General features: G+C 67.8%; 15 protein-coding genes. 8 read left to right on the top strand and 7 right to left on the bottom strand.

Features of this window, described 5'->3' with window-relative positions; translation table 11 throughout:
* Positions 1 to 56: 56 nt before the first annotated feature.
* On the bottom strand, positions 57 to 1,430 hold the full coding sequence (locus B7R24_RS11360; RefSeq protein WP_116419096.1) for an L-serine ammonia-lyase: 1,374 nt from the start codon (positions 1,428 to 1,430) through the stop codon (positions 57 to 59).
* A gap of 34 nt (positions 1,431 to 1,464) precedes the next feature.
* Here B7R24_RS11360 and B7R24_RS11355 point away from each other — a divergent pair, with 34 nt between their 5' ends.
* The 4 genes from B7R24_RS11355 to B7R24_RS11340 all read left to right on the top strand — a co-directional run bounded on the left by B7R24_RS11355 (position 1,465) and on the right by B7R24_RS11340 (position 7,207).
* Entirely contained in the window at positions 1,465 to 2,025 is a 561-nt protein-coding gene (locus B7R24_RS11355) for a metallophosphoesterase family protein (protein ID WP_116419095.1), read from the top strand.
* A 69-nt stretch (positions 2,026 to 2,094) separates the two neighbouring features.
* Complete coding sequence (locus B7R24_RS11350; RefSeq protein WP_116419094.1) at positions 2,095 to 3,225, top strand: AAA family ATPase; 1,131 nt, start codon at positions 2,095 to 2,097, stop codon at positions 3,223 to 3,225.
* A gap of 32 nt (positions 3,226 to 3,257) precedes the next feature.
* A complete protein-coding gene (locus B7R24_RS11345; protein ID WP_147304020.1) occupies positions 3,258 to 4,553 on the top strand; it encodes a DUF58 domain-containing protein in 1,296 nt (431 codons plus the stop codon).
* Positions 4,550 to 7,207 (top strand): transglutaminase TgpA family protein, encoded by a 2,658-nt coding sequence (locus tag B7R24_RS11340; RefSeq protein ID WP_116419092.1) that lies wholly within the window; start codon positions 4,550 to 4,552, stop codon positions 7,205 to 7,207. The genes B7R24_RS11345 and B7R24_RS11340 overlap by 4 nt, the downstream gene beginning before the upstream one ends.
* An 84-nt stretch (positions 7,208 to 7,291) precedes the next feature.
* Here the strand turns inward: B7R24_RS11340 and B7R24_RS11335 are convergent, their stop codons facing one another.
* Positions 7,292 to 9,139 (bottom strand): glycoside hydrolase family 15 protein, encoded by a 1,848-nt coding sequence (locus tag B7R24_RS11335; protein WP_116419091.1) that lies wholly within the window; start codon positions 9,137 to 9,139, stop codon positions 7,292 to 7,294.
* 52 nt (positions 9,140 to 9,191) lie between these two features.
* Between B7R24_RS11335 and B7R24_RS11330 the strand changes: the two genes are divergently transcribed.
* The 4 genes from B7R24_RS11330 (at position 9,192) to B7R24_RS11315 (ending at position 12,984) form a co-directional block, all read left to right on the top strand.
* Positions 9,192 to 10,376 carry an acyl-CoA dehydrogenase family protein gene (locus B7R24_RS11330; RefSeq protein WP_253259428.1) on the top strand — a complete coding sequence of 395 codons (1,185 nt, stop codon included), beginning with the start codon at positions 9,192 to 9,194 and terminating at the stop codon, positions 10,374 to 10,376.
* Positions 10,373 to 10,909, top strand: coding sequence for a gamma carbonic anhydrase family protein (locus B7R24_RS11325; protein ID WP_116419089.1), 537 nt, complete (start codon positions 10,373 to 10,375; stop codon positions 10,907 to 10,909). The genes B7R24_RS11330 and B7R24_RS11325 overlap by 4 nt, the downstream gene beginning before the upstream one ends.
* 139 nt (positions 10,910 to 11,048) lie before the next feature.
* A complete protein-coding gene (locus tag B7R24_RS11320; protein ID WP_253259427.1) occupies positions 11,049 to 12,182 on the top strand; it encodes a glycoside hydrolase family 3 N-terminal domain-containing protein in 1,134 nt (377 codons plus the stop codon).
* 58 nt (positions 12,183 to 12,240) lie between these two features.
* The gene (locus B7R24_RS11315) at positions 12,241 to 12,984 is read left to right on the top strand and encodes an SOS response-associated peptidase (protein ID WP_116419087.1); all 744 of its coding nucleotides are present in this window, start codon (positions 12,241 to 12,243) and stop codon (positions 12,982 to 12,984) included.
* Positions 12,985 to 13,041: 57 nt separating this feature from the next.
* On the opposite strand, the gene B7R24_RS11310 is transcribed toward B7R24_RS11315, so the two are convergent.
* The 5 genes from B7R24_RS11310 to B7R24_RS11290 all read right to left on the bottom strand — a co-directional run.
* Positions 13,042 to 13,479 (bottom strand): MarR family winged helix-turn-helix transcriptional regulator, encoded by a 438-nt coding sequence (locus B7R24_RS11310; RefSeq protein WP_116419086.1) that lies wholly within the window; start codon positions 13,477 to 13,479, stop codon positions 13,042 to 13,044.
* Positions 13,480 to 13,506: 27 nt separating this feature from the next.
* The gene (locus B7R24_RS11305; RefSeq protein WP_253259426.1) at positions 13,507 to 15,249 is read right to left on the bottom strand and encodes an MFS transporter; all 1,743 of its coding nucleotides are present in this window, start codon (positions 15,247 to 15,249) and stop codon (positions 13,507 to 13,509) included.
* An 85-nt stretch (positions 15,250 to 15,334) separates the two neighbouring features.
* A complete protein-coding gene (locus B7R24_RS11300) occupies positions 15,335 to 16,024 on the bottom strand; it encodes a Pr6Pr family membrane protein (RefSeq protein WP_116419085.1) in 690 nt (229 codons plus the stop codon).
* Between the two features lie 41 nt (positions 16,025 to 16,065).
* Positions 16,066 to 16,473, bottom strand: a complete 408-nt coding sequence (locus B7R24_RS11295; protein WP_253259429.1) for a hypothetical protein — start codon at positions 16,471 to 16,473, stop codon at positions 16,066 to 16,068.
* A 160-nt stretch (positions 16,474 to 16,633) separates the two neighbouring features.
* On the bottom strand, positions 16,634 to 17,966 hold a 1,333-nt coding region (locus B7R24_RS11290), incomplete at its 5' end, for an HNH endonuclease signature motif containing protein (protein ID WP_147304019.1).

The raw sequence follows: 17,966 nt of genomic DNA, 5'->3' as shown, positions 1-17,966 counted from the left end.
TTCACGGTAACAGGTGCGCGAATGCGGCCCCCGCAGCATCCGAAGCCCCAGTCAGCTCAGCACTCCACCACGTTCAGCGCGAGGCCGCCGCGTGACGTCTCCTTGTATTTGTCCTTCATGTCGGCGCCTGTCTCACGCATGGTCTTGATGGCGGCGTCGAGCGAGACGTGGTGTTCGCCGTCGGTGCGCACGGCCATCCGGGCCGCCGTGATCGCCTTGACCGCGCCGACAGCATTCCGTTCGATGCACGGGATCTGCACCAGCCCGCCGACGGGATCGCAGGTCAGCCCGAGGTTGTGCTCGATGCCGATCTCGGCGGCCATCTCCACCTGTTTCGCCGACCCGCCGAGCACCTCGGCAAGCCCGGCCGCAGCCATCGAGCAGGCCGACCCGACTTCGCCCTGGCAGCCGACCTCCGCACCCGAGATCGACGCGTTCTCCTTGAACAGGATGCCGATGGCCGTCGCCGCGAGCAGAAAGCGCACCACATCGTCGTCGGAGGCCCCCGGAACGAACCGCGTGTAATAGGCGAGCACCGCAGGGATGATGCCCGCCGCTCCGTTGGTCGGCGCCGTGACGATGCGGCCGCCGGCCGCGTTCTCCTCGTTCACGGCGAGGGCGAAGAGCGTGACCCACTCCATCGCCCGCAGCGGATCGTCGAGATCGACCTTCTGCGTGAGCTGCGCCCGCTGTGCCGCGGCGCGCCGGCGCACCTTCAGGCCGCCGGGCAGGGTGCCGGTCGCCTCGCAGCCGCGCTCGATGGTCTGCTGCATGACCTCCCAGATGTGCAGCAGGCCGGCGCGAACGTCTGCTTCACTCCGTCTGACGAGCTCGTTCTCCATCACCAGGTCACTGACCCGAAGACCGGTGCTCTCGCAGAGCGCGACGAGTTCGGCGCCGCTGTGGAAGGGGTACGGAACGGGTGTCGTGTCGACCACGGCGATGGTGCGGCCGGTCTCATCCTGGTCGAGCACGAAGCCGCCGCCGACCGAGAAGTACTCGCGCTGGTCGATGAGGGTCTCCGCGGCGTCGAAGGCCGCGAATCGCATTCCGTTGCTGTGGAAGTCGAGGCGCTCACGGCGATGCATGACGATGTCGTTCCGCCAATCGAAGGGCACCGGATGCTCGCCCGCCAGTCTCAGCGAGCCCTCGGCCGACGACCGCTCGACCCGCACATCCGCCGTCTGCGGATCGACGAGGTGCGGCTGCTCACCCTGCAGGCCCAGCATCACCGCCTGGATCGTGCCGTGCCCATGCCCCGTCGCGCCGAGGGAACCGAAGAGGTCGACCCGCACCCGTGCCACGGAGGCGAGCCGGGCATCCTGTTGCAGCCTCGTGATGAAGAGGTGAGCGGCGCGCATCGGACCGACAGTGTGCGAACTCGACGGACCGATACCGATCGAGAACAGGTCGAATGCGCTGAGACTCATAGGCGGCCAGTTTACGCGCCGGTAGGGTCGGCACGTGGCCCGCCTCCTGTTTCTCGCCGACACCCATCTGCCGCGCCGGGCGCGCGATCTGCCGGAGGAGGTGTGGCAGGCGGTGGATGCCGCCGATGTGGTCTTCCACGCCGGCGACTGGGTCGACGAGCAGACGCTCGACCGGCTGCTCGCCCGGGTCGAGGCACCGCGCGCCGGCGGCATCCCGCGCCGATTCATCGGGGTTTGGGGCAACAACGATGGCCCGGAGCTCCGGTCGCGGTTGCCCGAGACGGCGCGAACGGATGTCGCGGGCCTCCGCTTCGCGATGACGCACGAGACCGGCCCCGCCACCGGTCGCGAACAGCGGACGGACGCCGCCTTCCCCGACACCGACGTGCTCGTGTTCGGCCACAGCCACATCCCGTGGGACACCACCACCCCCGCCGGGATGCGCCTGCTCAACCCCGGCTCACCGACCGACCGTCGCCGCCAGCCGTTCTGCACCTACCTCACCGCGACGGCCGCCTCCGGCGCCCTCCACGACATGACGCTGCACCGCCTGCCGCCCCGCCCTGCCCAGCCCCGCCCTGTACATCCGCGCTAGCGCAGGGGGAGAAGTCGCCAGTTACTCAGGCTACAATCGTGCGCACCACGGCCGAAAGCGGGAGAAGCCATGACGGACAGAGTAGCCAGCGTCAGAGCGGATGAGCCGATGGCGGGCGCTGCCGACCAGCCGTTCGATGTCGAGCTGGCCGAGTTCGGGCGGCTGTCGATGGCCATCCTCGAGAATCTGCAGAAGGTCATCAACGGCAAAGGCGAGATCGCGACACTCTCGCTCGTCGTGCTGCTCGCCGAGGGTCACCTCCTCGTCGAAGACGTTCCGGGCGTCGGCAAGACCACGCTCGCCAAGGCTCTGGCGCGATCGGTCGGCTGCACGGTCAGCCGCATCCAGTTCACGCCCGACCTGCTGCCCTCCGACGTGACCGGCGTCTCGATCTACAACCAGCACGAGCGCGAGTTCGAGTTCAAACCGGGCGCGATCTTCGCGAACATCGTCATCGCCGACGAGATCAACCGGGCCTCCCCGAAGACCCAGTCGGCCCTCCTGGAGTGCATGGAGGAGCGCCAGGTCTCGATCGACGGCCAGACCTACTTCCTGGAACCCCCCTTCAGTGTCGTCGCCACGCAGAACCCCATCGAGATGGAGGGCACCTACGCCCTGCCCGAAGCCCAGCGCGACCGGTTCATGGTGCGGGTGTCGATGGGATACCCGGATGCCCGGGCGGAACTCGCGATGCTGCACAACCGCGAGCAGCAGAGCCCGCTCGACCAGATCGATGCGGTCGTCACCCGCCAGCAACTGGGTCGCATGATCGAGACCGCGCGGAGCGTGTTCGTCTCGCCCGCGGTCGAGCAGTATGCCGTCAACATCGCGCAGGCCACCCGGCGCGACCCCGACATCCGTCTCGGCGTCAGCCCGCGCGCGACCCTCCATCTCGTGCGGGCCGCGAAGGTCGCAGCTGCCCTGGCCGGCCGCGAATTCGTGCTCCCCGACGACATCGATGCGCTCGTCATCCCGGTTCTGGCGCACCGGCTGCTGCTCACCCGCCGCTCGCTCTCCGACAACAGGGTCGGCGGGCCGGTCGGCGCGGGGTCACTCGGTTCTGGTTCGCTCGGTTCGGCCGCCTCGGCGGGCAACGCCGCAAGCGCCGGCACCGGCTCAGGCGGACACCGCATCGTCGACGAGGTTCTGCGGCGCATCGTCGCGAACACCCCCGTTCCCCTGGTTGCGGCGAGGGCCTGACCCGTGCGCCGGCTCCGCACCGCCACACCGCTGTGACTGTGATCGACTGGATGCGCCGCACCCTGCCCCGCCCCACGCTCCGCGGCTGGGCGTTCCTCGTGGTGGGTATCTCGCTGCTCATCACGATGACCGTGCTGCAGCGCCGGGAGTTCGCCTTCGTCGCGCTGTTCGTGCTGGCGCTGCCGGTGGTGGGGGCCATCGGGGTCTCGCTCTACCGTTTGCCGCTGACGGTCGACCGGCGGTTCACCCCCGAGCTGGCAGCGGCCGGCTCAGAGGTCTCGGTGCGCCTGCGGGTGCAGAACCACGGAGCGTTCGCCTCGCCCCACGCGGTCTGGTTCGACGGCGCTTCGGCTCCGGTGCACCCGAGCGAGCGGGCACCCTTCCCGCGCATCCGCCGGGCTCCGGCCTCGTCGGAGCTGACGGCATCCGTCACCCTGGGTTACACCCTCGAGGCAGAGCACCGGGGGCTGCATGTGGTCGGGCCGCTGACCGTTCTGGTCTCCGACCCGTTCGGCATGGTCATCCGCAGCACGACGATCGGGGGAGCCGACACGCTGACCGTGACGCCGTCGACGGTGCCGCTGCCCCGCGGCGCTGTTCGGCTCGCTGCCGGTTCGGGGTCGGCACAGCAGTCCCGCCAGCTCGGCGGCGGCGGCGAGCAGGACATCATCTCGCGCAAGTACCAGACCGGCGACTCCATGCGACGGGTCAACTGGTCGGCGACAGCCCGGTTCGGCGAGCTGATGGTGCGTCAGGATGACCAGCAGAACGACCAGCATGCCGTGGTCATTCTCGACTGTTCTGCGGCGGGGTATGCGGCGGGTCACGCTGCCGGAACCGCTCTGGGCCAGCACCGGTTCTCAGCCGAGTTCGAATGGGCCGTCTCGATGAGTACCTCGATCGCGCTGCACCTGCTCGGCGAGGGGTTCCAGGTGCGCCTGCTCGACTCGATAGGTGCTCGGTTCGATCCGACCTCGCCCGATGACCTGCTGCTGCACGCGGCCCGCACCAGCGTCACCGACACGGCCGACGTCGATTTCCGCCTCGCGCTCAGCCGCAGCGAGGCCGTGGCGGGCGACCTGCCGCCGGTCTTCGCGGTTGCCGGGCGGCTGAGCGACGCCTCCCTGCACTCGCTGGCCGGCGCGGCGCGATTCTCGTCGGGAGCCGTGGCCGTCATCGTCACCCCGCCGGGCGCCGCAGAGGCCGCGTGGGCTGTGAACCAGCAGCGCGCTCTCGAGTCCGGCGGGTGGCTGACGCAGATCATCACCTCCGACGACGCGCCGTCGGCCGCCTGGGGTACCGTCGACGGCGAGAGGCTCGTGCTGTGAGCGGCACCCGTACGCCGCCGAGGCGCTCGCCGCGGCCGGGAGGTGCTTCCGGCGCTCCGGGCACGGGTCGTTCGGGAACGGGTGGCCGGTCATCCGGAGCTGCAGAGCGCTACGACGACTACGGCGCCGTTCTCGGCAGCGACATCGGCGGGCTGTTCGGCGGCGGAGGGGGCGAAAGCGGCGGCGGGGGCGGCTCTGGCGGCGCTGGCAGCTCCGGCCGCGGCTCGACCGGCTCGCCGTACATGCTGCCCGATGGCTCCCTCGCCGCGTCGTACGACCAACCGAATGCCACGGCCACCCACCGTGCCCGCCAGGCGGCGCTCTCACCACTTATCTTCCTTCTCATCGCCCTGCCCGTCGGAGGTCTAGCGCCGCTGCTCGCGGGAGCGGACTGGTGGTGGGGCACCTGCCTGTTGGTGGCGCTGGTTCTCGGGGTCGCCGCCGTCATCCGCCTCTTTCCCGTGCCGGCCTGGGTTCCGCCGCTGGGTGCTCTGATCGCGTGGGCCGTCAGCATCACCCTGGTGTTCGCGCCCGCCGAGGCGCTCTTCGGCTTCCTCCCCACCTTCGACACGCTTCGCACCATCCGCTCGCTCCTCGGCGACGCGGGGGAGTCGATCGCGGTGCAGAGCGTGCCGGCCGATCCCGTCGTGCCGATCGTCCTGCTGCTCTGCCTCACCGTCGGGCTCCTCGCCGTGCTGGCCGACTCCCTCGTTTTCGGGCTCCGGATGCCCGCCCTCGCCGGTCTCGTGCCGGCCGCCATCCTCACCGTGCCCTACTCCGTTCGGCAGCAGGACTTCGACATCGTGCTGTTCATCGCGATGGCGGCGACCTACGTCCTGCTGCTCTGGGGTGCGGCCCGGCTCGGCATCGCCCTGCGCCTGAAGGAGTCGGCGAGCATCCGGTCGGGACGGAACGCGGGCCGCGCCCTGCTCTCCGGTGCGCTGGCGATCGCCCTGGCCTGCTTCCTGCCGGGTGTCACCCCGGGCCTCACGCCGGGGTCGTTCCGGGCTCCGCAGACCGCGCAGCTGCCCTCCGTCTACTCCAGTGGCGTCGACCCGTCGATCCAGCTCAGCCAGGACCTGCGCCGCACCAACCCGGTGCTCTCCCTCACCTACTCGACGACCTCGGAGAGCGGGCTGTACCTGAAGCTGGTCAACCTCTCGGACTTCACCGAGGGCCCGTGGCAGCCCGAGAGTCTCACCGAGGCCTTCCCGCTCGGTAACGGCTTCGGCACTCCCGACGGGCTCGCGGCAGACGTCGCCACCCAGCCGGTCGCCTCCTCGATGACGGTGACGGGCCTCCGCAGCGACTGGTTGCCGGTGCCGTACCCGGCGACCAACGTCTCGGGGCTGAATGGCGACTGGACGATCAGCCCCCGAAGCCTCACCGTGACAAGCGTGAACACGAACACGTCAGGGCAGAACTACGGGGTGACCAGCCTCGCCGTGCAGCCCACCGCAGCCCAGTTGGCAGCGGCGGGAACGACGGTTCCGGATGCCCTGCAGAGCTTCGTCGAGCTACCGAGGGACATCGCTCCGGTCATCCGCAACACCGCACGACTGGTGACCGAAGGTGAGACGAGCACGTATGACAAGGCCGTGGCGCTGCAGAGCTATTTCACCTCGGGCGCGTTCCAGTATTCGGTGACGGCTCCCGTCGAGGGTCACTACGACGGCGGCAACTTCGCGGCGGTCGCAACGTTCCTGTCGGCGAAGAGCGGGTACTGCATCCACTTCGCCTCGGCCATGGCAGTGATGGCGCGCACCCTCGGCATCCCGTCGCGTGTGGCTATCGGATACCACCCCGGCGGCGCCGGCACGCGATCTGAGGATGGGCTGACGACGTTCCAGGTCTACAGCGACCAGCTCCACGCCTGGCCCGAGCTGTGGTTCGACGGGATCGGCTGGCTCGCGTTCGAGCCGACCCCGGGCCTCGGGCTCACCCCACCCGACTACTCGCTGCCCAACTACACCGGTGCGGCGACGACCGACCCGATTCGCGACAGTGCCGGGTCGACGGCTGCTCCCACGACGCCCCGGGCGGCTCCGGAACTCGACCCCGGCGCTGTTCCGGTGAGTGACCCGCAGGTGCAGGCGGCCCAGCAGGGGCGGGCGTGGCTGGTCGCGCTGGGGATCACGATTCTCGTCGTGCTGCTCGCGCTGGCCCCCGCGGCCTGGCGGCGGAGGCGGCGCCGCAGACGTTTTGGCGCGATGCAGACGGCGGAAGTACCGGCGTCGATCGGCTGGCAGGAGATCACCGACACGGCCCGCGACTACCGTTTCGAACTCGCGGCGGGCGAGACCGCCCGGGGCTTCGCGACCCGCCTCGGTGCGCTGTACCACATGCCGGGCGACGAGATCGAGGAGCTGCTGCGGGCAGTCGAGCGCGAGCGCTTCGCCCCGCCCGGCCGCGCCGCGGCCGTCACCCCCGATGAGCGGGAGCGCCTGCTGCGAGACGTGCAGTCGATCATCCGGGCCCTCAGCGCCCAGGCGAGCACGGCGGATGACCGGAGGGCCCTCTTCCTCCCGCTTTCGCTGCTCGGCGGCGGTCCAAGCGGCGGCGGCCCCAGCGGCGCCGGCCCCAGCGGTGGCCGCGCTGGCCGCGGCGGCGGTGGCACCCGCGGCCGGCTGCGCTTCAACCGCCCGACGCGCTGACCCGCTGCTGCAGCCCCATCGCGTCAAAGGGCGAGCGCACCTTCGTGTCGTTGTCGAAGGAGACGTAGACATCGTGTGGCGGGGTCAGCCCTCCGCCCCGGGCGTCACCCTCGGTCGAGCACGTGCCGCCCCCGATGCCTCGGCGCTCGTCTCCCGAGCGCTCGTCGTGAGGGCGTCGGCCGCGCGAACGAGAGCGAGGTGGGAGAGGGCCTGCGGGGTGTTGCCCGCCTGGCGACGACCGGCGATGTCGTATTCCTCGGAGAGCAGCCCGACGTCGTTGCGCAGGTTCAGCAGGTCGGCCATCAGCGCCCTTCCGTCGTTCAGGCGGCCGCTTCTCGCGTACTGTTCGACGAGCCAGAAGGAACAGGCGAGAAACGGATGCTCACCGGCCGGCAACCCGTCGACCCCCGTTTCGGAGGAGTAGCGCATCAGGAGCCCGTGATGAAGGAGCTCCTTCTCGATCTGCGCCACGGTGCCGAGCATGCGATCGTCGTCGGCCTCGACGTACCCGACCTGTGCCAGCTGCAGCAGCGACGCATCGACCGTCGACCCGCCATAGACCTGCGTGTAGCAGCCGAGCTCCTGGTTGAAGCCCTTCTCCTCGATCTCGAGACGCAACTGCTCGCGCAACCGCCGCCAGGTGGCGACGGGGCCGCGCAGCCCGAACTGCTCCACCGCCTTGACGCCACGGTCGAGCGCCGCCCAGATCATCACCCGGGAGTGGGTGAAGAACTGATCGGGGCCCCGGATCTCCCAGATGCCCGAGTCGGGTCTGTTCAGATTCGCCTCAACGAACGTGAGCAGCGCGCGCTGCAGCGCCCAGGCATCCTGGCTCGCCTCGCCCGTCTTCACCCGCGACCGGTGCAGTGCCACCATCACCTCGCCGATCACATCTGCCTGGTACTGGTCGACCGCGCCGTTGCCGACCCGAACCGGTGCCGCCCCGTTGTACCCGGGCAGGGTCGTGAGCTCCCGCTCGGGCAGCCAGCGCTCGCCCTCGAGGCCGTACATGATCTGCACATCGTTGGGGTCGCCCGCAATGGCGCGGAGCAGCCACATTCGCCAGCCGTCAGCCTCGGCGACGAAGCCGTGGTCGAGCAGCACCGTGAGGGTGAGCGAAGCGTCACGAAGCCAGACGTACCGGTAGTCCCAGTTGCGTTCGCCGCCGAACTGCTCGGGCAGGGAGGTGGTGGCCGCGGCGACGATTCCGCCGGTGTCTTCGTGCGTCAGTGCGCGCAGTACGAGCAGCGAGCGCATCACGGCGGAATGGTAGGGGCCGTCGCCTGTGGTGCCGTTCGCACTCCAGCTCTCCCACCACCCGAGCGTGTTCGCCAGGACGAGATCGACATCGGGTGCGGCGGGGGCCGATCGGTGCGAGGGGTACCAGGTCATCACCGTGTCGACGGTCTCGCCCTCTCTCACGGTGTACTCCCGGCCGTGCGAGGCGCCCTCGGGGGTCAGCTCGGCGCCGCGGATCACCAGGGAGTCGGGCCCGGCGACCGCGACGAGGTCAGCGCCGCCCGAGCCGTTCGGAATCTGCCGCACCCAGGGGATCGCCGATGCGTAGGCGAACCGGATGCGCAGATCGACCGACATCTCGACAGAACCCGAAACGCCCCGCACCCGCCGGATGAGGTCTGCGCGCCTGTCGCCGTGCGGCATGAAGTCGGTGACCTCGACCACGCCCGTCGAGGTCGTCCACACGGTGGTCAGTACGAAGGAGTTGCCCTCGTACTGCCGGTGCACGTGCGCCCCAGGGTCTTTCGGTGCGATCTGCCACCGGCCGTGGCTCTCGTCTCCGAGCAGCGCCCCGAAGGTGGAGGGGGAGTCGTACCGGGGCAGGCACAACCAGTCGATGCTGCCGTCGGTGCCGACGAGGGCAGCCGTGTGGCAATCGCTGATGAGAGCGTAGTTTTCGATCGGGAGGGCCATGTGACTATCTTGCCCGACGGCATAGTCTTGAACCGTGATGAAGGCTGGAACTGTGCAGAACTCTCCGAACCACACGGCTGTGGAGGAGTCGGGCAGCATCCTCTCCGACGAGCTGCTGCTGGTCATCCGCTCGCGTGCAGCCGGCTACGACGCCTCGAACGCCTTCTTCTTCGACGACCTCGACGACCTGCGCGAGGCAGGTTATCTGCGGATGTTCGTTCCGACCGAATACGGCGGGCTCGGGTTCGGGCTCGAACATGTTGCGAGGGAGCAGGTGCGCCTGGCGACCGCGGCACCCGCGACCGCCCTCGCCATCACCATGCACCTCGTCTGGACGGGCGTCGCGAAGGCCCTGCTCGACCGCGGCGACGATTCGCTGGCTTTCGTGTTGCACGAGGCGGCGGGGGGCGAGCTCTTCGCTTTCGGCAACAGCGAGGCCGGAAACGATCTGGTGCTGTTCGGCTCGACGACCCGCGCAGAGCCCCAGCCGGGAGGGGCGTACCGCTTCTACGGGCGCAAGATCTTCACCTCGCTCTCGCCGGCGTGGACCAGGCTGGGCGTCTTCGGTCTCGACGACACCGACTCCGAGCATCCCTTGCTGGTACACGGGTTTCTCCGTCGGGACGCGGGCGGGTTCACCGTTCTCGATGACTGGAACACGGTCGGCATGCGCGCGACCCAGAGCCGAACGACGGTGCTCGACGGCGCCGAGGTGGCCGCCGATCGGATCGTGCGGAGGCTGCCGGCCGGACCGAGCGCCGACCCGCTCGTCTTCGCAATCTTCGCCAACTTCGAGATCCTCATCGCGGCCGTCTACACAGGCATCGGCGAACGCGCGCTCGAGCTCGCCGTCGAGGCTGCGAAGCGCCGAACGTCTCTGAAGAACGGGGGGCGGGCGTACTCGTCAGACCCCGACATCCGCTACCGCATTGCCGACGCCGCTATCGCGCAGGACGGCATCCCCCCGCAGATCGACGCGCTGGCCCGGGCGGTCGACGATCTCGTCGACCACGGGCGGTCGTGGTTTCCCAAACTGGTGGGCCTCAAGGTGCGGGCGACCGAGAACGCGCGTTTCATGGTCGACCAGGCGATCCGCGTTTCCGGGGGCTCGGCTCTCGCGAACACGAGCGAGCTGAGCCGGCTGTACCGCGACGTGGTGGCCGGCGTGTTCCATCCGTCGGACACCGAATCTGCCCACTCGACCGTAGCGAACTTTCTGTTAGGACCTGCCGAATGACCTCACCATTCCCCTCCATCCTGCCGTTCGATGGGGTGACACCGACGGTCGACCCCTCCGCGTGGATCGCACCCACCGCTCTGCTCATCGGCGATGTGACCGTCGCGGCCTCGGCGAGCGTCTTCTACGGAGCCGTCGTGCGGGCCGACACCGCCCCGATCGCGCTGGGCGAGGGCAGCAATCTGCAGGACAACGTCGTCGTCCATGCCGACCCTGGGTCCCCGGTCGCCATCGGTGCCGGTGTGAGCGTCGGCCACGGTGCCGTTCTGCACGGCTGCACCATCGGCGACCGCACGCTCATCGGGATGAACGCAACGATTCTGAACGGTGCGTCGATCGGCGACGAATGCCTCGTCGCCGCCGGTGCGCTCGTTCTGGAGAACACAGTCATCCCCAACGGTTCCCTGGTGGCTGGCATGCCCGCGAAGTGGCGTCGCGAGCTGACCGCCGATGAACGCGGTGGTGTGAGGGCGAACGGCGAGCGTTACCTCGAGACGATGGAGCGCCACCGCCTGGCGCAGGGCGGGGAGTAGAGCAATCCGCTCCCGCACCACACGTCTCGCACTCTGCCTCGGGCTGGCACTCAGCGTCGGACTGGGCGGATGCTCGGCGGAGGCCGCGTCATCCGCCGCCGCCGCGCCGTCAGGGCTCGCCGCATCCACCCCCGCAGCCGTGCCCACCCCCGCAGCAACACCGACTCCCTCCGCGCCACCGGCCCCCGCAGCATCCGGAGGCCCTCGCCAGCCCAGCACCGCCGTCACCCCGGCTGAGCTCGCCGCGATATATGCCGCAACGCGCATGCAGTCGATGACGCTCGCGCAGAAGATCGCTGCGATGTTCATGGTGCAGGTGCCGGGCACCGATCCGACTCCCATGAAGGCCTACCTGGAGGCCAACAGGCCGAGTGGGTTTCTGCTGCTCGGCAACAACATGCCGGGTTCGGCCGAGGCCCTCGCCGCCCAACTGGCGGCGGCGACCTCTGCTCCCGCGGCGACTCCGGGCCTCGCGCCGTTGATCTCGATCGACGAGGAGGGCGGTGACGTGGCCCGCCTCGACCAGGATGTCTTCCCCGGGGCCGACCGTCTGAAGTCACTCCCGGTGGAGGACACCGGAGCGTCGTTCACCCAGCGGGCCGCCCTGTTGAAGGCGGCCGGTGTCTCGGTGAACTTCGGAACCGTCGCCGACGTCACAGCCGACCCCGCCTCGTTCATCTTCGACCGTGTTCTCGGAACCGATCCCGCCTCGGCCAGCGCCCGCGTCGCTGCCTCGGTCGCCGCCGAGAACGGATCGGTCTTCAGCACGCTGAAGCATTTCCCGGGGCACGGCGAGACGCCCGCCGACTCCCATACGAGCATTCCGACCACCGACCTGTCGATGGAGGGCTGGCAGACGCGCGACATGCCCTCCTTCGCCGCGGGCGTGGATGCCGGCGCCCCGCTGGTCATGTTCGGCCACCTGACCTATTCCAGCGTCGATGCGGCACCGGCGTCGCTCTCGGTTCGGTGGCACGAGATCCTCCGAGGTGAGCTCGGCTTCACCGGAGTCGCCGTCACCGACGACATGCTCATGCTGCAGCATTCGGGGCTGCCCGAGTACGCCGACGCCACGTCGAACGCTGTGCGGGCGGTGTCGGCGGGCAATGACATGCTGCTCTATAACGCGGCGATCGACATGGCGCCGTCGATCGCGGCGATCACGACGGCCGTACAGGAGGGGCAGATCAGCGAACGGCAGATCGACGAGTCGGTGGTTCGCATCCTGACCCTGCAGCGCGAGCAGAGGGTTCGCACGCATCCGGCGGGCTGAAGCGAACGTCGAGCAGTCAACGAGAAGAACAAACGAGCGTCGAGAGCAGGGAGAGAACATGTGCGGCAGATTCGCCATGAACAAGGAGACCGATGACCTCATCCTCGAGTTCGTGGCCCGGGGCGGCCGTGCCGAAGACTGGCGCCCGAGCTACAGTGTCGCGCCGACAGACCCCGCCCCGATCATCCGGGAGCGTGCGGCCAAGCCAGATGCAGAAGCAGAAGCCGATGCAGATGCCGACCGCGAGGCGGGGCCCACCCGCGAACTCGAGATCGCGTCCTGGGGCCTGAAGCCGGCATGGTCGAAGCCCGGTGGGCCCGCCCCGATCAATGCCCGGCTCGAGACGGTCGCCACGAACGGAATGTTCCGAAGCGCGTTCGCCTCACATCGGTGCATCGTGCCGCTGATCGGCTACTACGAGTGGCAGCAGCGCGACGACGGAAAGCAGCCCTACTTCATCCATGCCGACACCGAGGTGCTCGCGGCGGCCGGACTGTACAGCGCGCGCCGGGTGAACGACGAATGGAAGGTGACCTTCACGATCATCACGCGTGAAGCACGAGATGCGTCGGGGCAGGTGCACGATCGCATGCCCGTCTTTCTCACACCCGACCTCTACACGCAGTGGCTCGACCCGACGAGGGTCACTGCCCCGGATGCCCTGCTGCACGTGCTCGATCGCAGTTCCACGGCCGTGGCGAGGTCGATCACCACCTACCCCGTCGCGAGAACCGTCAACAACTCACGCACCCTCGACCCAGCAGACGCAAACCTCATCGAGCCGATCGACCTGGCCGGGTAGAGACGGCGCACCTTCCACCTCCTGAAGCACACCCTGCGCTGCCTGAGGCGGCACCCGCTACGCGCGGTTCGCCGCCGCGGCTTCGAGCGCCGGAAGGGCATGCGCCAGGCGTGCGATGTCTTCGTCACTCTGGTCGGCCAGAAGCTGCAGCACCCGGGTCGTGCGGGCCATGCGGGCCTGGTCGATGGTCGCGATACCGGAGTTCGATGCCCGGAGCAGGAAGGAGCGACCATCGGCCGGGTCGGGCTCACGCTCGACGAGACCACGATTCTCGAGGTCGGCCACGATTCGAGTCATCGTCGGGGCGGCGACGTTCTCGATCCGGGCCAGGTCGCTCGGCCGGAGCGGACCGGCATTCTTGACGCTGGACAGCGCCGAGAGCACACCGTTGCTGAGTTCGTCACCCACCGGGCGGATGCGGCGGTTCAGCCTGCTGATGGCCAGAGTGAGCCTTTCGGCTACATTGTGGCGGTCGACGCTCGATTCGTCAGGCATTTCTCGACTTTACACGGGGTAGGGCGCTCAGCGTGCGACGTGTGCGTCGGCATCCTCGGCTGACCGGTCGGCGGGTGCCGGTTCGTCGGCGTGCACGTACTTCGTTCCGCGGGTGATCGACATCACAGCCGCCACGACCGACATCGCGGCCGCGACAATGAACACCAGCACCAACCCGTCGTGGAACGGCCCCGAGAGCAGTTCAGGAAAGAACGTCTGCCCGGTCAGCGTCGCAACGTTCTGCTTCGACAGCGAACTCAGGATGCCGGTCGGCCCCAGCAGGGACTCGATCGGGTTGTAGCCGAGGAACGCCGCGAAGAGGCTTCCGACCGGAGGGGTCTGGCCGATCTGTGCGGCGACGTCGGCGGGCACGCCGTTCTGGCTCAATCCAGAGGTCATGGCCGACGGCAGGGAGCTCGACAGCCCGGCGATCATCAACGAGAAGAACACCCCGATCGAGAGTGAGCTGCCCGCGTTCAGGGCGGCCCCGGCCATCCCGGAGGCCGACCCCCGCTGGTTAGCCGGAACGCTGTTCATGATCGCCGTGCGGTTCGGCGAGCTGAAGAGCCCAGACCCGATGCCGCTGAGGCCCGTGATGAGCGCGAATTCCCAGTACTGGAAGTCGACCGGGATGACCAGCAGCGCGATGAACGTGGCAGCGTTCAGTAGCAGGCCGGTCGTCGCGAATGCCCGGGCTCCGAAGCGGTCGGAGAGCGCACCCGACAACGGACCGGCGATCAGAAAACCGATGGTGATCGGAAGGAGGTAGATGCCGGCCCACAGTGGAGTGTCTTCGTAGGAGTAACCGTGCAGCGGCAGCCAAATGCCCTGCAGCCAGATGATGAGCATGAACTGCAGCCCGCCACGGCCGATCGCCGCGAGCAGGCCGGCAAAGATACCGCTCGAGAACGCCCGGATCTTGAACAGGTGCATATTGAACATCGGATCGGGCACGCGCAGTTCGATCCGCACGAAGATGACGAGCAGCACGAGCCCGCCGATGATCGCTGAGAGTACCCACGGGTTGAGCCAGCCCATCGACATGCCGCCGTAGGGCTGAATGCCGTACGTGATACCGGCCAGCACTGCTGTCAACCCGACGGCGAACGTGATGTTCCCCGGCCAGTCCACCGAACTCTTTGCACTGGTACCGACCTCGTGCAGCGACTTGTACGACCAGATCGTGCCGATGATGCCGATCGGAACGCTCACGAAGAACACCGCGCGCCAATCGACGACTGCGAGCAGACCGCCCACGATCAATCCGATGAAGCTGCCGGCGATTGCCGCGACCTGATTGATACCGAGCGCGAATCCGCGCTTGTTCACCGGAAAGGCGTCCGTGAGAATGGCCGTCGAGTTGGCGAACAACATCGCGCCACCCACGCCCTGGATGACACGCCACACGATGAGCCACATGGCGCCCGCTCCCGCGGTGAACGGGTCGAGGGCCAGCGCGATCGATCCGACCGTGAAGACGATGAAACCGATGTTGTAGATCTTCACCCGGCCGTAGATGTCGCCGAGCCTGCCGAAGGTCACCACGAACACCGCCGTGACCAGCATGTACCCCATGAGGATCCACAGCAGGTAGCTGACATTCCCCGGCTCGAGCGGGTTCAGACCGATCCCCTTGAAGATAGCGGGCAGCGAGATGATCACGATCGAGGAGTTGATCGTGGCCATGAGAACGCCGAGGGTCGTGTTGCTGAGAGCGACCCACCGATATTTGGGGTGGTCTTTGGTGAACAGGGCGGTGCGTGTGGCCACAGGATGCTCCGATGAAAGTTTCGCGACTAGTTACTTTAGCCAAACTAACTATATATCGGAGTGGAGCCCTCTTGCCTCTCAGACCTCACTCTGACCGGTGATCCTCGGTCACGGGTCGGCCTCGGCGGCTCACCCAGATCGCGCCGGCACCGATGGAGGTGATGACGAGCGCGATCAGGATCACGTAGAACGTCACCGAGAGATACCCGTTCGGCGAGGTCGCCGGATTCAGGAACGGGTACGGGTACCACGCCGTGCCCGTGGAGGCATCGATCGCGAGCGGACCTCGAACGAGGGTGTAGATCACCCACACAATCGGAAACGAAACGATCGCCCAGAGCCGCCGGTAGTCGAGCGGTACTCGCCCGGGTGCGAACAGCCAGTCGAGCAGCAGATAGATCGGGCCGATCACATGGAGGATCTCGTTCGACCACTCCAGCGTCTGTCCCTGCGGTAGCGCGATATTGCGCAGCAGCAGGTTGTACACGATTCCTGTCGTCACCATGTACGTGACCACAGCTGCCCTCACCGTGGTGAAGAGCATCGGATCGCGCCTCGCCGCGCGAAGCGCGATCACCGCACCCACCGCCAGCACCACAACGCTCGCGGCATTCGAGTCGATGGTGAAGAAGCTGAAGAAGTTCACCACCACAAAGCCGACCGACGCCGGATCGGCTTGGTCTGCCAGCCCAGCGGTGTGGGCCAGTTGCCCGACAATGGCAGCCGTGATCGCTACAGCCACAGCGATGCGGAGAACTGCGAAAAGGAGCTTCATTTTCACAGCTTAGAGCGGAGTGCGGTCAGGCGGCCCCGGGATCACGCCGCTGTGGCGAACGACCCTTCCGCCTGAGATGCAGCTTTGACGATGCCATCGTCGGGCACCGTCGTGTCGTGAGCGACGTGAACCGAATCACCGACGACCGCCCGGTCACCGATCCGGGTGTGGCTGCCAATTTTGGCACCACGTCCGATGCGTGAGTCCTGTCCTACGTGCACGCTGGCGCCGATGAAGACACCGGCACCGACGAGCGCCCCGCGATCGATCCAGCTGCCGGCGCCGATCCAGGCTCCCTGTCCGACCTGGGCATCTGGTTCGACATAGGCCGACGACTCGATGTAGGCGGTCGGGTGCACCGTTGCTGTGGCGGAGATGAAGCCCCGCCCATTCAGGTGGTGCTTGTACCGCGCAAGCTCGCCGAACTCGTTCTCGATCTCTACGTACACTTTGCTCAACTGCGTCTCCTAGCTGCTGTGCGACTACCTCTGGTGCGGAATGCCCACGATGGGTGCATTTGTACCTTTGACACATCCAACAGCCAAGCCGCTTAGTCGATTCCCTACAGCCTGTAAAACTCCTGTGGATCCGGGCGCCCGGGACGGCCTGCTAGCCGGTTTGTGGGAGTGGGCGGGCACGGTTTTGTTGGCAGGGTCTGGGGGTTTGTCGCCAGTCGAGCCAGTCGGGTGGGATGAGGTGCGGGGTGCCGTTTCGCATGACAAGTTTCCACCTTGTTTTGTGTACATGGGAGTGGTGGAAGTGACAGAGCAACGCACCGTTATCAAGATCGGTGCGGCCGGGTTGGTGGGTTTTCGTTTGCCAGCCTTCGACGTGGTGTGATTCACACCAGGACGGTGGTGCGTCGCAGGAGGGCCACACGCAACCGCCGTCGCGGGCGGCCAACGCACGGTTTTGGGCGCCGGTGAACAGGCGCTTCGTTTTGCCGTGCTGCAACACCTGCCCGTGCTCACCGAAGAGGGTGGTGATGACATCTGCGTGGCAAAGGAGAGTTTCGATGGTGCTCGCGGGAACGGGTTCGGTGAGGCCGTCGATCCAGCCGACACCGCAGCCGGAGATGATGTCGTCGAGGGTCGCGTGCACGTTGACGGTGGGTGCGGCACCGTTCAGGCGCGGCATCGACGGAAGACCTGCTGCGGTGGTGACAAGTTGGAGGAGGCCGTCGGCGAGTTTCTGACCCCGAGTGCGGGTGTCACGAAGCAGCGGATCGACCGACTCGTCGGCGGGGTCGGTCAGATCGCCGGTGCCGGTGCCGGTGCCGGTGCCGGTGCCGGTGTCGGTGGCAGTGCTATCGGTGAAGGTGGGGATGCGGGGACTGGTAAACGGCTCTAGGGCTGCCCGGAGGTGACCTGCGGCGGTCGGTGGGAGGAGGCCGGTGAGTTTCGTCATCCCGGTCTTCTCCGTGACCAGGGTCAGAGTGCGCTTCTCGTGCAGTTGCGCCTCGGTCGGCTCAGTGCCGTCGGGGTCGAGGTGCGCGATCATCCGTACCGCGAAACGGTCGATGGTATCCGCCGAGTGGCACTGGCCCCCGACCGAGTCCTGCGCCAACGACACCAGTTGCGCTTCGGCCTCGATCAGGGCATCCGTGAACCCGGTTTGCTTGGCGAGGCGGCCGAGCCTGGTCGTGATCACCGTCGCTACGTCGAGACCGATCGCACCGAGCCCGACTGCCTCCGCGACGTGGGAGAACGCGGGAAGGTTCGGCAGCCCACACAACGACATCGAGACCCGCAGCTCCCCACCGACCTTCATCAGCTTCTTCGCCGTGTGCTCACTCGTACCCGTATTCGCGGCCAAAAACCCGGCCGGGGTGGTGAAGTTCGACGCCTTCGACAACCCCTCCTCGCCGAGCTCGGGTCTGCACCGCTCAGCCACCTCGCCCGCCAGTCGCAGACGCAACGAATCCGCCAACCGCACCAGGTAC

It is taken from the genome of Subtercola boreus, from assembly GCF_003399645.1.
GTDB classification, from domain to species: domain Bacteria; phylum Actinomycetota; class Actinomycetes; order Actinomycetales; family Microbacteriaceae; genus Subtercola; species Subtercola boreus_A.
This window is presented reverse-complemented; position numbering and strand designations above follow the sequence as displayed.